This is a genomic window from Mesorhizobium sp. P3_A10 (assembly GCF_056403175.1).
Genome location: NZ_JBFUFZ010000010.1, coordinates 26,878 through 40,862 on the forward strand (window position 1 = coordinate 26,878; position 13,985 = coordinate 40,862).

The following is a 13,985-nucleotide window of genomic DNA, read 5'->3' on the forward strand; positions in this document are numbered from 1 at the left end:
GTGGCGCGGCCCATGGCGGTGACCGAAGTCACCCGCCGCGCATTTCGCGCCTTAACGGGAAGACTGCTTCCCGAAAGTGCAATCCGCTGAGGCCACGTTCTGGAAAACGAAATCACTCGACATCGGATCACCTCCTTTCGATTTGTTGAACACACCATGATGATGGGGTGCGTCGCAGCAAAAGACAAGGGGCGGCTGAAAGCAGACAAGGGGCTGCTTCAAAAACCAGCTACGCCGCGTCAGACAAACCGCATCGCTGCGCCGATCTCGACGCGGGCGGGCTGGTCGACCGTGCAGTAGACGCCGAGATTGTGGGCGTTGTGGCGGACCAGGTTGCGCAGGATGGCCGGATCGTGGTCGAAGCCATCCTGGGCGATGATGGTGAAGCCGCAGCGACGGCACGGCTCGGAAATGGTCAGCTTGAGGTCGCCGATGGCCAGCTTCTTGCCGATCCATTCCGTCTCGGGGAACGATCCCTCAACCGCCGCCATGTCGACGACGATGTTGGGGCGGAAGCGGCGCGGGTCGGCGGCACCTTCCGGATGCAACGCCTTCAGGCGCGCCAGCGACGCCGTGGTCAGGAGATGGATGGGCGCCTTGCGGTAGCGCGCCGCGGTCAGCGGGCCGGAATAGCCGGGCGCGGCATTTTCAGGGTCGAACGGCCGGATCGAGGCTTCGAAGCCGAGATAGGCTGATACGGCGCGGTCGCTTTCGGCGCCGGGTGCCGCCAGCCAGTCGCCGCCGGGAATGGCGACCTCAAGCTGGCGAGCTTGCGAAAGCCGGGTGCGGATGCGCGGCACCTTGTGCCATTTCACATCGCGATCGGGCCGCGCGATCTCGTTGTCGGAGACATCGACGAGGCCGAACATACGGTCGCCGTCGATGCTTTCCTCGCCGACCGAAATCGCATCCAGCCGTTCGCCGGCGAGCGAACTCGCCGGATAACGCCAAAGCTCGGTGACGGACCCGACTGTCGGCTGCATCAGCTCTTCTTGTTCTGCCGGTTGGCGACGAGGTCGTCGACGACTGCCGGGTCGGCCAGCGTCGAGGTGTCGCCGAGCGCGCCGAAATCGTCCTCGGCGATCTTGCGCAGGATGCGGCGCATGATCTTGCCCGAGCGGGTCTTCGGCAGGCCGGGGGCGAACTGGATCTTGTCGGGGGTCGCGATGGCGCCGATCTCCTTGCGGACATGGCCGACCAGTTCCTTGCGCAGTTCCTCGCTGGGCTCGACACCTTTCATCAAGGTGACATAGCTGTAGATGCCCTGGCCCTTGATGTCGTGCGGATAGCCGACGACCGCGGCCTCGGAAACCTTGTCATGGCTGACCAGTGCTGATTCGACTTCCGCCGTGCCCATGCGGTGGCCGGAGACATTGATGACGTCGTCGACGCGGCCGGTGATCCAGTAATAGCCGTCGGCGTCGCGGCGGCAGCCGTCACCGGTGAAGTATTTTCCCTTGTAGGTGGAGAAATAGGTCTGGATGAAGCGCTCGTGGTCGCCATAGACGGTGCGCATTTGGCCCGGCCATGAATCGGTGATGCAGAGATTGCCGTCGGCCGCCCCTTCCAGCACCTTGCCTTCGCTGTCGACCAGCTGCGGCTTGACGCCGAAGAAGGGCCGCGTCGCCGAACCGGGCTTGAGGTCGGTGGCGCCCGGCAGCGGCGTGATCAGGATGCCGCCGGTCTCGGTCTGCCACCAGGTATCGACGATCGGCACCTTGCCGTTGCCGACGACGTTGAAATACCACTGCCAGGCTTCGGGATTGATCGGCTCACCGACCGAGCCCAGCACGCGCAGCGACTTGCGCGATGTCTTCTTCACCGGCTCATCGCCGGCGCCCATCAGGGCGCGCAGCGCTGTCGGCGCGGTGTAGAAGATGTTGACCTTGTGCTTGTCGATGACTTCCCAGAAGCGCGACTGCGACGGGTAGTTCGGCACGCCCTCGAACATCAGCGTCGTGGCGCCGTTGGCCAGCGGCCCGTAGACGATGTAGCTGTGCCCGGTGACCCAGCCGACATCGGCGGTGCACCAGTAGATGTCACCATCATGGTAGTCGAAGACATACTGGTGCGTCATCGAAGCATAGACGAGATAGCCGGCGGTGGTGTGCAACACGCCCTTCGGCTTGCCGGTCGAGCCCGAGGTGTAGAGGATGAACAGCGGATCCTCGGCCTTCATCTTCTCGGGCTTGCAGTCGGCTTTCACCGAAGCGACTTCGTCGTGGTACCAGACGTCGCGGCCCGGCGCCCAGCCGACCTTGCCGCCGGTGCGGCGCACGACGACAACCTTGTTGACCATGACGAAGTTCTTGGCGGCGATATCGATCGCCTTGTCGGTGTTTTCCTTCAAGGGAATGGCCTTGCCGCCGCGCAGGCCTTCGTCGGCAGTGATGACGAAGGTCGATTCGCAATCGACAATGCGCCCGGCCAGCGCATCCGGCGAAAAGCCGCCGAAGACGATCGAATGGATGGCGCCGATGCGCGTGCAGGCGAGCATCGCGTAGGCCGCTTCCGGGATCATCGGCATGTAGATGGTAACACGGTCGCCCTTCTTGACGCCGTGCTTCTTCATCACATTGGCGAGGCGGCAGACATGCTCGTAGAGCTCATTGTAGGTGATCTTCTTGTCGTCATAGGGGTTGTCGCCTTCCCAGATGATGGCGGTCTGATTGCCACGCTTCTTCAGGTGCCGGTCGATGCAATTGTACGAGACGTTGGTCAGGCCGTCCTCGAACCATTTGATCGAGACCTTGCCGTCGAAGGAGGTGTTCTTGACCTTGGTGAAAGGCTTGAACCAGTCGATGCGCTTGCCGTGCTTGCCCCAGAACCTGTCCGGATTTTTCACGCTGTCGGCGTACCATTTGAGATAGGTGTCGTTGTCGATCAGTGCGTTTTTCTTCCACGCCGGCTGGACGCGATGGACATGAACCTCGGACATTTCTTCATTTCCTCCCAAACCAATCCGCCGGCTTGAAACGCCAGCGGGATCGCGGCGACGCGGCCGCGAATTCGGCGGCATTATTACCAGTTCCGCGGTGACGGCAATATTAGACGTTGGGTTTGCGTGGCGGGATGACGCAGGGGTACTACCCATCGCTGTCAGCACTCGATCAAGCTCGCTGCTAACTACATGTTTTCGCGAGGAAAAGCCTGCTTCGATCAGGAAAAATCAATAGACAGTTAAGCAACGGCGCGCACAATGTTGCGTGGGAGGCGAGGTTAATCAACCTGGGGGCTGCAATGCGCGACCATGCCGAAATGGACCTGATGCTCAGGGGTTATGGCCTGACGACGGCCAAGATTCTCTATCACTTTCCCGACCACCCGCATCTCCTGCAGAGCTTCATCTGGCAGGACTATGACCTGGCGCCGAAGTTCCCGGTGCTGGTCCGCTTCATCGAGTTCTGGAAGGCCAAGCTCGACGGGCCGCTGCATTCGGTCGTCTACACGCACCAGAAGCTGATCGCGCCGAATGAGTGGCGGAAGGTGGATGGCGAGTTCGTGCTGCACTAGGGGCGCGGCTGAGGCATTTTTGTCGACCGCCAGTGATTGGCGGAAGCGCCCATCGCTTCGTCATCCACGGGCGAAGCAAAGAGCGTAGCGACGCGGCGCAGACCCGAGGATGACGAAGCTGAGAGGCTTCGGCTACTCCCTAATGTCTATGATGATCCGAAACGTAGGATCACGACTTAATCACACCGCCGGCGGGTTCAGCCTGGCAAAACCTTCCTGGCGGCGATAGGGGAAATACGGGTAGGGCGCGGTGACCTCGCTTGCGGCGTCGAGCTTTTTCATCTGCTCCGGCGTCAGCGACCAGCCGATGGCGCCGAGGTTCTGGCGCAGTTGTTCCTCGTTGCGGGCGCCGATGATGACGGAGGATACGGTCGGCCGCTGCAGCAGCCAGTTGATGGCGATTTGCGGCACGGTCTTGCCGGTTTCCTGCGCCACTGCATCGAGCGCATCCATGACGCGGTAGAGATGTTCGTCCTCGACCGGCGGTCCGAAGCTTGCCGTATCGTGCAGCCGGCTCTTTTCCGGCAGCTCTTGGCCGCGGCGGATTTTGCCGGTCAGGCGCCCCCAGCCGAGCGGGCTCCACACCAGCGCGCCGACACCCTGGTCGAGGCCGAGTGGCATCAGATCCCATTCATAGTCGCGGCCGAGCAGCGAATAATAGACCTGATGCGCGACATAGCGCGGGTAGCCATGCTTGTCGGCGAGGCCAAGCGACTTCATCACTTGCCAGCCGGAAAAATTGGAGACGCCGACATAGCGCAGCTTGCCGGCGCGCACGAGGTCGTCGAGCGCCGACAGCACCTCCTCGATCGGCGTCGCGGCATCGAAGGCGTGCAGCTGCAGAAGGTCGATATAGTCGGTGCCGAGACGCCTGAGCGCATCTTCCACGGCCTTGGTCAGCCGCGACCGGGAAGAGCCGAAATCGTTCGGCCCGTCGCCCATCGGCAAAGACGTCTTGGTCGAGATCAGTACGGCATCGCGGCGGCCATTGATGGCTGCGCCCAGCACTTCTTCGGACGCGCCGTTCGAATAGACGTCCGCCGTGTCGAACAGATTGACGCCGGCTTCGAGGCAGATGTCGATCAGTCGCCGTGCTTCATTGGCACCGCTGGTGCCCCAAGCGCCGAACAATGGCCCCGAACCGCCAAAGGTCCCAGTGCCGAATGAGAGTGCCGGGACCTTGAGGCCCGATGCGCCGAGACGTCGATAGTCCATCTTTTTTCTCCTGTGATGTCGAAAGGATTAGGGCTCGCTAGGACCGGGCAGGCGTTGGTTCGCCGAGCGCCGGGTTGCGATCCAAGCGCAGTGCCAGCCCAGCCACGGCGAGCGCCGAGAGCGGCAGCAAGGCCGCGATCCAGCTGACGGCGCCAAGGCCGGGGCCGTGCGCAATGACCATGCCGCCGAGCCAGGCGCCGCCGGCATTGCCGAGATTGAAGGCGGCGATGTTGAAGGACGAGGCCAGGCTCTGGCCGGCGCCTTGCGCCTTTTCCAGCACCCACATCTGCAATGGTGCCACGGTGGCGAAGGCGGCGGCGCCGAGCAGGCCGACATAGATGACGGCCATCACCTGGCTGTGCAGGGCGAAGGTCATGGTGCCGAGCACCAGTGCCAGCACCACAAGGCTGCCGAGAACGGACGGCACCAGCCATCGATCGGCGAACTTGCCGCCAAGCAGATTGCCGGCGATCAAGCCACCGCCGAAGACCAGCAGGATTGGCGACACGGCGGCTTCGCCAAAGCCGCTGATCTCGGTCAGCAGCGGTGCGATATAGGTGAAGACGGCGAAGACACCGGCATAGCCAAGCACGGTGGTGGCGAGGCCAAGCAAGACCGGCGTGCGGCCAAGCACGGCAAGGTCGCTGCGCAGGTCGCTCTTCTCCGGTGCCGCCTGGCTGCGCGGCACCAGCAGAAGAATGATGGCGAAGGCTGCGAGCCCGACCAGGGTTACCGCCCAGAAGGTCGCGCGCCAGCCAAAAGCCTGGCCGAGCCAGGAGCCGAAGGGCACGCCTGCTATGTTGGCGATGGTCAGGCCGGTGAACATCAGCGCGATCGCCGAGGCCTTCCTGTTGGGCGCAACCAGTCCGGTGGCGACGACCGAGCCGACGCCGAAGAAGGTGCCGTGGGCGAAGGCGGTGAGCACGCGGGCGCCCATCAGCGTCCAGTAGTCGGGGGCCAGCGCACAGGCGAAATTGCCCAGCGTGAAGATCGCCATCAGCGCCAAGAGAACGGTCTTGCGCGGCCAGCGGCCGGTGGCGATCGTCAGCAAGGGCGCGCCGATAACGACGCCCAACGCATAGCCTGAGATCAGCTGGCCGGCGGCCGAGATCGAGACGCCGAGGTCGGTGCTGACGTCGAGCAGCAGGCCCATGATGACGAATTCGGTGACGCCGATGCCGAAGGCACCGGCGGCGAGAGCATAGAGAGCAAGAGGCAATGGCGGTCGTCCTGTTGGTCACGGAAGGGCGCTTGTCCCCGCGCCCCGACCTGGAAGATCGTGTCGCAACCAGCTGTGAGCCAGCCTTGTCTAAGGCATACTTTCTGTGAAATAGATTCACGAATGGCGAGACCAGAGATAAACCGCTCCGGCGAGATCGAAGTGTTCGTCCGCGTCGTCGAGACCGGCAGCTTTTCGGCGGCGGCACGCGCTTTGCGCACGACGCCTTCGGCGGTGAGCAAGCTGATCGCGCGGCTCGAAGGCCGGCTCGGCGCGCGGCTGGTCAGCCGCTCGACCCGCAAGCTGCAACTCTCTCCGGAAGGCTTGGCCTTCTACGACAGCGGCGTGCGCATCCTTGCCGACATGGCAGCGGCCGAGCGTGAGGCGGCGGCTGGGGCGGCACCGCGCGGGCGGCTGCGCGTCAACAGCTATGTGCCTTTCGGGCAGCACCGGCTGATCCCGCTCCTGCCGCGCTTCCTCGAACGCTACCCCGAAATATCGGTCGATCTGGTTTTGACCGACAGTGTCATTGACCTGATGCAGGAGCGCGCCGATGTCGCCATACGCGCCGGCCCGCTCAACGAATCACGGCTGGTGGCGCGCAAGCTTGGGCAAAGCCGGACCGTCGTCGTCGCAGCACCTTCCTACCTTGAGACGCATGGCACCCCGCTGATGCCGGCCGATCTCGAGCGCCACAACCGGATGAGTTTCGGCTTCGTGCGGCATATGGACGGCTGGCCATTCCTCGACGGCGCCGGCGGAAGCGTGATTGTCCCGACGACTGGCAACGCGCTGGTCAGCGACGGCGAGGCGATGCGGCTGATGGCGCTTTCCGGAGCGGGCATCGCCCGGCTGGCGCGCTGGCATGTGGAGGCCGACATCGCCAGCCGGCAGCTGCTGCCATTGCTGGAAGCGTTCAACCCCGGCGATCTGGAACCGACACACGCCGTCTATGTCGGCCAGGGCAAGCATCTGCCGGCGCGCGTGCGCGCCTTTCTCGATTTCCTCGCCGAGACCGTGCGGCTCTGAACAATAGCAAAAGGCCGCGTCCCGACGGCACGCGGCCTTCGCGAAACTGTCCTTGAAGAGCCCTATTTCTTCGCCGCGAACGGTGCCGGGCGCCGGCCCGCCGCCTGGCGCTCCAGCATCCAGCCGGGGTATTCGGCGGGCAGTGCGCTCACCTCATCCAGCTTCGCCAGATCGTCGGCGTCGAGCTTCAGCTCAGTCGCGGCGAGATTCTGCTCGAGCTGCTCCATGCGGCTGGCGCCGATGAGGACGCTCATCACGAAGGGTTTGGCAAGGATATAGCCGAGCGCTACGGTAGCGACGCTGACATCATGCTTCCTGCCGATCTCGCGCATGACGGCCACCGCGGCCCAGGCGCGGTCCTCGTTAACCGGCGGAAAGTTGAAGGAAGCGCGGCGCCCCTCGCCATTGCCAGGCGCGCCCGGCCCGTATTTGCCGGACAGCAGCCCGCCGGCCATCGGCGACCAAACCATCAGGCCGAGCTTCTCCTCATTGATGAGCGGTACGATCTCGCGCTCGAGATCGCGGCCGGCGATCGAATAATAGGACTGCACGGCCTCGAAGCGGGCGAAGCCCTTGCGCTCTGCGATGCCCAAGGCCTTGGCGATGCGCCAGGCCTGCCAGTTGGAAACGCCGACATAGCGCACCTTGCCGCTGGACACGAGATCGTCGAGCGCCCGCAGAGTCTCGTCGATCGGGCTCACCGTATCGGTGCCGTGCAACAGGTAGAGATCGATATGGTCGAGCTGCAGCCGCTCGAGGCTGGCATCGACCGAATCCATGATGTGGCCGCGCGAGGAACCGCGCTGGTTCGGACCGCTGCCCATCGCGCCGTGCACCTTGGTAGCGATGACCACGTCCGACCTTTTGACGCCGAGATCCCGCAGCGATTGGCCGAGCAGTTTCTCGGACTCGCCGAAGGAATAGACGTCGGCCGTGTCGAAGAAATTGACGCCGCCGGCGATCGAACGGCCGACGATCTCGTTGACGCCCTTCTGGTCGAGGCTGGCGATAAGGCCCCATTGGGCGTTCTCGCCGGCGGCGCCGAAAGTCATGGTGCCGAGGCAAAGTTCGGAGACAAACATCCCCGTGTTTCCAAGTTGATTGTAGCGCATGGCATGGCTCCAGCAGATGTGGTGATAACACCGATCATATAGGAACGATACGTTTCGTTTCAAGCGTTGAAGCAGTGGACCTGTCGAACTGGGGGCATCAATCACCGTCTTCGCGTTGCGGACGGTGTTGATCGAATTGATAGTCACAAGTGATCTTCTGCGCCGCAAACCCGGTTCAGCGTTGAGTGTTCCTCAAAAGGAGAACCCGCGCGGGATGAGGCGGTGCTCGTAGGCTTGGCGCTCGAGGTCCTCGCGGAAATCGGGGCTGGCTATGGAAATCAGAGCCTTGGCGCGTTCGGGAACCGACTTCCCCTTGAGATTGACCATGCCATATTCGGTCACGACGTACATCACGTCCGTGCGCGGTGTTGTGACGATGTTCCCAGAGGTGAGATCAAGGACGATGCGGCTGCGCCGCTCCCCCCGCTTGTCGTAGGTAGAGGAGAGACAAATGAAAGACTTGCCACCCTTCGAGGCATAGGACCCGCGCACGAACTGCAGCTGTCCTCCTGTCCCGCTGATGTGCCGATGGCCGTCGGACTCCGACGCCGCTTGTCCCTGCAGGTCTATTTGCGTGGTGTTGTTGATCGAAACGACGCGGTCGTTCTGCATGATGTTGTGGGGCAGATTGGTGAAGTCGACAGGACAGCACTGAAAGTCTGGATTGCGGTCGATGGTATCGTAGAGGCCTTTCGATCCCAGTCCGAAGGTGCAAACGATCTTGCCGGGTTGGACCTTCTTGCGAGTACCGGAAGCGAGGCCCGCCTTATAGAGTTCGACGATCCCGTCGGTCAGCATTTCCGTGTGAATGCCGAGATCGCGGGGGCTGCTTTCGAGAAGCTGGGTGCACACTGCATTCGGCATCCCTCCGATGCCGATTTGAAGGCATGAGCCATCCTCGATCTCAGCGCAAATAAGTCTCCCCACGGCACGGTCGATGTCGGTCGGCGGGGGATTAGGAAGTTCGGCTGCTGGCTGGTTGTTGCCTTCGATGATGTAGTCGACCTCGCTGACATGCACGCCGTTCTGGTCACCATGCAAATAGGGATTGCCGTCGGTGATCTCGACTATCACCAGCTTCGCCCGCTCGATGACTGCCCGGTGCCACAGGTTTGCGGCACTGAAATTGAAGTATCCATTCTCGTCTATAGGGCATGTCTTGAAGATGACGATGTCGATCGGCTCCATGAAGCGCCGATAGTAGTCAGGGATTTCACCGAGATTGACGGGCATGTAGTTGCAGCGGCCAGCGTCGTGCTTTCGGCGGTCATAGCCGGTGAAGTGCTGGCTAATCCAGCAGAAGTGTTCGCCTTCAGGATCCGCTTCCAGAACGGCGCGGGGCCGCATGGAAAGACAAGAGCGAATTTTGACGTTTGCAAGTTCCTCTGCGCGGGCGGCCAGAGCCGTGTCGAACACGTCCGGCTGGCATAGCGACGTGCCATAGTCCAGCCACATGCCAGACTTCACAAAGCTGGCCGCCTGCTCGGCCGAAATCCGTGTTGCCGCAGTGCCCGCAGCCCTCAATGTCATTCTCTCCCCTTCCGCCTCTCCCGGCGGTTGTAGGCAGGCGCGCTCACCGTCGTCTGCATGGACTGCCGCGACGTTGAGGCCGATCTCAGATAATGCAACGAGCCAGCATCGGCTTTTAAGGGTCAGCTAAACTATCATACTCCGGAAAGGCTGGACCGCAACCATTCGAATGGACGCCCCATCCGTCCAACCCCACATACCATTCAGCTACGATGTTCCGATCGCGGGGGGTGAGCGCCGTCTTCGCGAGCGAAGCCACTCCGAGGCACGCGAGGTCCGCTTCGTGCCAAACCCTGCCGTCCCTCGGGGGTACCAAGCGTCAGGTTTTCACCACTAGCTGTTACCGGCTGCCGAAGATCGCCGACCCGACCCTGACGCTGGTGGCGCCGAAGGCGATTGCGGTCTCGTAATCGCCGGACATGCCCATCGACAGTTTTGCGACGCCGGCTTCGCGGGCGAGTTTTTCCAGCAGCGCGAAATGCGGGCCGGGGTTCTCGTCGGCGGGCGGGATGCACATCAGGCCTTCGATGGCGAGGCCATGGACGTCGCGGCAGCGGGTGACGAAAGCGACGGCGTCGCGTGGCTCGATGCCGGCCTTCTGCGGTTCCGAGCCGGTGTTGACCTGCACGTAGAGTCTTGGTGCGCGGCCCTGCCGGGCGATTTCCCTGGCGAGTTCGGCGGCGATCTTTTCGCGATCGACGGTCTCGATGACGTCGGCGAGCGCAACGGCTTCCTTCGCCTTGTTCGACTGCAGCGGGCCGATGAGATGAAGCTCGATGTCGGGGAATTCCTGTTTCAGCGCCGGCCATTTGGCCTGCGCCTCCTGCACCCGGTTTTCGCCGAAGACGCGCTGGCCGGCCTCGATCACAGGGCGGATGGCGTCGGCCTCAAAAGTCTTCGACACGGCAACCAGCGTCACGGAACCGGCGGCGCGGCCGGCCTCGCGCTCGGCAGCGCCGATCCTCGTCTTGACGGCGAAAAACTGTTCGACGGCGCTGGCCATGCCTATATCCTGCCTGTCTTTAATCGTCCTGGCCGGCTCGCCGCAGTTGACGGGTCCGGCAATCCATGGTGAACACCGCGACGACATTTACCTTGGCCACCGGGCCTTGTCCGGCGGTCTGCGCCTGCTTTTAAGTGAAAATCATCCGATGGCAACCGAACGATACAATCCGCGCGCGTCAGAGCCCAAATGGCAGAAAGCCTGGGCCGAAAAGAAGCTGTTCGAAGCGCAGAACGACGACCCGAAGCCGAAATACTATGTGCTGGAGATGTTCCCCTATCCGTCGGGGAAGATCCATATCGGCCACACCCGCAACTACACTATGGGTGATGTGGTGGCGCGCTACAAGCGGGCCAAGGGTTTTAACGTACTGCACCCGATGGGCTGGGATGCCTTTGGCATGCCGGCCGAAAACGCGGCCATGCAGAACAAGGTCCATCCCAAGGAGTGGACCTACGCCAACATCGCCGCCATGCGCGAGCAGCTCAAGATGATGGGCCTGTCGCTGGACTGGGCGCGCGAATTCGCCACCTGCGATGTCGACTATTACCACCGCCAGCAGATGCTGTTCCTCGATTTCGTCGCGAAGGGGCTGGTGACGCGCAAATCTTCCAAGGTCAACTGGGACCCGGAGGACATGACGGTGCTCGCCAACGAGCAGGTCATCGACGGCCGCGGCTGGCGCTCCGGCGCGCTGGTCGAACAGCGCGAGCTGACGCAGTGGTTCTTCAAGATCACCGACTTTGCCCAGGACCTGCTGGAGTCGCTCGACGGCCTCGGCGAATGGCCGGAAAAGGTCAAGCTGATGCAGCAGAACTGGATCGGGCGCTCGGAAGGGCTGCTGATCCGCTGGCCGCTGGCGGCACCCGTTGGCGACGCGCATGAGCTGGAAGTTTACACGACCAGGCCCGACACCATCTTCGGCGCCTCCTTCATGGCGGTCGCCGCCGACCATCCGCTGGCCAAAAAGGCCGCCGAGACCAATGTCGAGCTGGCCAAGTTCATCGAAGAGGTCCGCCACATGGGCACTTCGGTGGCGGCGCTGGAAACGGCTGAGAAGAAGGGCTTCGACACCGGCATTCGAGTCGTCCATCCGTTCGACGACAGCTGGACGCTGCCGGTCTATGTCGCCAACTTCGTTTTGATGGAATATGGCACCGGCGCCATTTTCGGCTGCCCGTCGGGCGACCAGCGCGACCTCGACTTCGCCAACAAATACGGCCTGCCGGTCATCCCGGTGGTGATGCCGGAGGGCGCCGACGCCAAGACCTTCCAGGTCACCGAAGAAGCCTATGTCGATGACGGCGTGATGATCAATTCGCGCTTCCTCGACGGCATGAAGCCGGAGCAGGCGTTCGACGAAGTGGCGAAGCTGCTTGAGCAGACGAGCATTGGCGGCCGGCCGATGGCCGAGCGCAAGGTGAATTTCCGCCTGCGCGACTGGGGCATTTCGCGCCAGCGCTACTGGGGCTGCCCGATCCCGATGATCCATTGCGAGGATTGCGGCGTGGTGCCGGTGCCGAAAGCCGACCTGCCGGTCAAGCTGCCCGACGACATCGAGTTCGACCGCCCCGGCAATCCGCTCGATCGTCATCCGACCTGGCGGCATGTCAAATGCCCGCAATGCGGCAAGGACGCGCGGCGCGAGACCGACACGATGGATACGTTCGTCGATTCGTCCTGGTATTTCGCGCGCTTCACCGCGCCCTGGGCCAACGAGCCGACCGAGCCGAAGGCTGCCGACGACTGGCTGGCCGTCGACCAGTATATTGGCGGCATCGAGCACGCGATCCTGCATCTGCTCTATTCGCGCTTCTTCACCCGCGCCATGCGCGAGACCGGACATCTCGACCTCGCCGAGCCGTTCAAGGGCCTGTTCACGCAAGGCATGGTGGTGCACGAGACATATCGGGTCGGCGGTGCGTCGAACAATGGCCGCTGGCTGTCGCCGGGCGAGGTCAAGATCGAGGATGTCGGCGGCAAGCGCCGCGCCATCGAGATCGCCACCGGCGAAGAGGCTGCGATCGGCTCGCTCGAAAAGATGTCGAAGTCGAAGAAGAACACGGTGAGCCCGGAAGACATCACCGACGGCTACGGCGCCGACACCGCGCGCTGGTTCATGCTGTCGGATTCGCCGCCCGAGCGCGATGTCGAATGGACCGACGATGGCGCTGCCGGCGCGCATCGCTTCATCCAGCGCGTCTGGCGCCTGGTGTCGATCGCCGCCGAGACGCTCGACGGCGTCAAGCCGCAGGCGGCCAGTGACGGCGAGGCCGGTGCTGTTTCCAAGGCCGCGCACAAGATCCTGAAGGCGATCGGCGAGGACATCGAGAAGCTCGGCTTCAACCGCGCCATCGCCCGCATCTACGAACTGGCCAATGCCTTGACCACACCGCTCAACGACGTTGCCGAGGGCAAGGCCGATGCGGCGCTCAAGGGCGCCTGCCGCGAAGCGGTGGAGATCTTGGTGCATGTGGTCGCGCCGGTCATGCCGCATCTGGCCGAGGAGTGCTGGCACACGCTGGGCGGTACCGATCTTGTCGCCGAACGGCCGTGGCCGGTCTACGATCCGGCGCTGGTCGTCGACAACGAGATCGTGCTGCCGGTCCAGGTCAACGGCAAGAAGCGCGGGGATTTGACAATTGCCCGCGACGCGGACCAAGGTGCTGTCGAAAAAGCCGTGTTGGCCCTCGACTTCGTGCAGAAAGCGCTCGAAGGTAAGGCGCCGCGCAAGGTCATCATCGTCCCGCAAAGGATCGTCAATGTCGTTGCCTGACCTGGGGAAGACAGAAGTGACGCGTTTGCTGCGCCGTACCGCGCTTTTCGGCCTGATCGCCTCGGTCGCGCTGGTTTCCGCCTGCACGGTGCGCCCGCTCTATTCGAGCGCGCCGCTGACGGCCGGCTCCACGGTCGGCGCTTCGGCCGAACTGGCGTCGATCTCGGTCAAGCCGGTCAAGACCCGCTACGCCCAGCAGGTCCGCAACAATCTGATCTTCGCGCTTGGCCAGGGTGCTGGCGAGCCGGCCGCGCCGGTTTATATGCTTGATCTTGGCGTTACCGAACTGGTCGAATCGGCGGCGCAGGTGCAGATTCAGACCGACGAGGACGAGCCGACCGCGGGTACGGTGACGCTAACCGCGAACTACGTGCTGACCGACGCCAAGACCGGCGTGGTCATCGCCACGGGCAAGCGCTCGATCCCATCGTCGTTCGACAAGCCGACCCAGGAGTTCGCCTCCTACCGGGCGCAGATCGACGCCGAGAACCGCGCTGCGCGCGAACTGGCCGAAATGGTGACCCTGTCCGTCGCCCAGGACCTGGTCAAGCATGGAAGGGCCTCGAGCTAGAGGCTTTCCCGCTTAGA

At 63.2% G+C, this 13,985-nt stretch carries 11 protein-coding genes; 4 read left to right on the forward strand and 7 right to left on the reverse strand.

The features are described from left to right. Positions 1-239 precede the first annotated feature (239 nt). Both AC1DXU_RS27900 and acs read right to left on the reverse strand, forming a co-directional pair. A complete protein-coding gene (locus tag AC1DXU_RS27900) occupies positions 240-983 on the reverse strand; it encodes an MOSC domain-containing protein (protein ID WP_477374191.1) in 744 nt (247 codons plus the stop codon). Then, on the reverse strand, positions 983-2,938 hold the full coding sequence (acs, locus tag AC1DXU_RS27905) for an acetate--CoA ligase (RefSeq protein ID WP_477374193.1): 1,956 nt from the start codon (positions 2,936-2,938) through the stop codon (positions 983-985). Before acs ends, AC1DXU_RS27900 begins: the two co-directional genes overlap by 1 nt. A gap of 302 nt (positions 2,939-3,240) precedes the next feature. Between acs and AC1DXU_RS27910 the strand changes: the two genes are divergently transcribed. Then, positions 3,241-3,513: an usg protein gene (locus AC1DXU_RS27910; RefSeq protein ID WP_477319588.1), complete on the forward strand. Its 273-nt coding sequence runs from the start codon at positions 3,241-3,243 to the stop codon at positions 3,511-3,513. 180 nt (positions 3,514-3,693) lie between these two features. Here AC1DXU_RS27910 and AC1DXU_RS27915 read toward each other — a convergent pair whose 3' ends face one another. Both AC1DXU_RS27915 and AC1DXU_RS27920 read right to left on the reverse strand, forming a co-directional pair. Next, a complete protein-coding gene (locus tag AC1DXU_RS27915; RefSeq protein WP_477374195.1) occupies positions 3,694-4,728 on the reverse strand; it encodes an aldo/keto reductase in 1,035 nt (344 codons plus the stop codon). A gap of 37 nt (positions 4,729-4,765) precedes the next feature. Then, entirely contained in the window at positions 4,766-5,947 is a 1,182-nt protein-coding gene (locus tag AC1DXU_RS27920; protein ID WP_477374197.1) for an MFS transporter, read from the reverse strand. 123 nt (positions 5,948-6,070) lie between these two features. Between AC1DXU_RS27920 and AC1DXU_RS27925 the strand changes: the two genes are divergently transcribed. Next, positions 6,071-6,976 (forward strand): LysR family transcriptional regulator, encoded by a 906-nt coding sequence (locus AC1DXU_RS27925; RefSeq protein ID WP_477374199.1) that lies wholly within the window; start codon positions 6,071-6,073, stop codon positions 6,974-6,976. A gap of 62 nt (positions 6,977-7,038) precedes the next feature. Here the strand turns inward: AC1DXU_RS27925 and AC1DXU_RS27930 are convergent, their stop codons facing one another. The 3 genes from AC1DXU_RS27930 to AC1DXU_RS27940 all read right to left on the reverse strand — a co-directional run bounded on the left by AC1DXU_RS27930 (position 7,039) and on the right by AC1DXU_RS27940 (position 10,621). Continuing rightward, positions 7,039-8,088, reverse strand: coding sequence for an aldo/keto reductase (locus tag AC1DXU_RS27930; RefSeq protein ID WP_477374200.1), 1,050 nt, complete (start codon positions 8,086-8,088; stop codon positions 7,039-7,041). 192 nt (positions 8,089-8,280) lie between these two features. After that, entirely contained in the window at positions 8,281-9,618 is a 1,338-nt protein-coding gene (locus AC1DXU_RS27935) for an acetyl-CoA hydrolase/transferase family protein (protein WP_477374202.1), read from the reverse strand. A gap of 340 nt (positions 9,619-9,958) precedes the next feature. Beyond that, on the reverse strand, positions 9,959-10,621 hold the full coding sequence (locus tag AC1DXU_RS27940) for a YggS family pyridoxal phosphate-dependent enzyme (RefSeq protein ID WP_477374204.1): 663 nt from the start codon (positions 10,619-10,621) through the stop codon (positions 9,959-9,961). A gap of 148 nt (positions 10,622-10,769) precedes the next feature. On the opposite strand from AC1DXU_RS27940, the gene leuS reads away from it, so the two are divergent. After that, positions 10,770-13,397, forward strand: a complete 2,628-nt coding sequence (gene leuS / locus AC1DXU_RS27945; protein ID WP_477374206.1) for a leucine--tRNA ligase — start codon at positions 10,770-10,772, stop codon at positions 13,395-13,397. After that, complete coding sequence (gene lptE, locus AC1DXU_RS27950; RefSeq protein WP_477374208.1) at positions 13,384-13,968, forward strand: LPS assembly lipoprotein LptE; 585 nt, start codon at positions 13,384-13,386, stop codon at positions 13,966-13,968. The genes leuS and lptE overlap by 14 nt, the downstream gene beginning before the upstream one ends. The last annotated feature ends 17 nt before the right edge of the window (positions 13,969-13,985 follow it).

Coding starts and splice junctions, on each gene's coding strand:
- lptE (WP_477374208.1), top strand. CDS start 13,384: ATGTCGTTGCCTGACCTGGGGAAGACAGAAGTGACGCGTTTGCTGCGC.
- AC1DXU_RS27925 (WP_477374199.1), top strand. CDS start 6,071: ATGGCGAGACCAGAGATAAACCGCTCCGGCGAGATCGAAGTGTTCGTC.
- leuS (WP_477374206.1), top strand. CDS start 10,770: ATGGCAACCGAACGATACAATCCGCGCGCGTCAGAGCCCAAATGGCAG.
- AC1DXU_RS27930 (WP_477374200.1), bottom strand. CDS start 8,088: ATGCGCTACAATCAACTTGGAAACACGGGGATGTTTGTCTCCGAACTT.
- AC1DXU_RS27915 (WP_477374195.1), bottom strand. CDS start 4,728: ATGGACTATCGACGTCTCGGCGCATCGGGCCTCAAGGTCCCGGCACTC.
- AC1DXU_RS27910 (WP_477319588.1), top strand. CDS start 3,241: ATGCGCGACCATGCCGAAATGGACCTGATGCTCAGGGGTTATGGCCTG.
- AC1DXU_RS27935 (WP_477374202.1), bottom strand. CDS start 9,618: ATGACATTGAGGGCTGCGGGCACTGCGGCAACACGGATTTCGGCCGAG.
- acs (WP_477374193.1), bottom strand. CDS start 2,938: ATGTCCGAGGTTCATGTCCATCGCGTCCAGCCGGCGTGGAAGAAAAAC.
- AC1DXU_RS27940 (WP_477374204.1), bottom strand. CDS start 10,621: ATGGCCAGCGCCGTCGAACAGTTTTTCGCCGTCAAGACGAGGATCGGC.
- AC1DXU_RS27900 (WP_477374191.1), bottom strand. CDS start 983: ATGCAGCCGACAGTCGGGTCCGTCACCGAGCTTTGGCGTTATCCGGCG.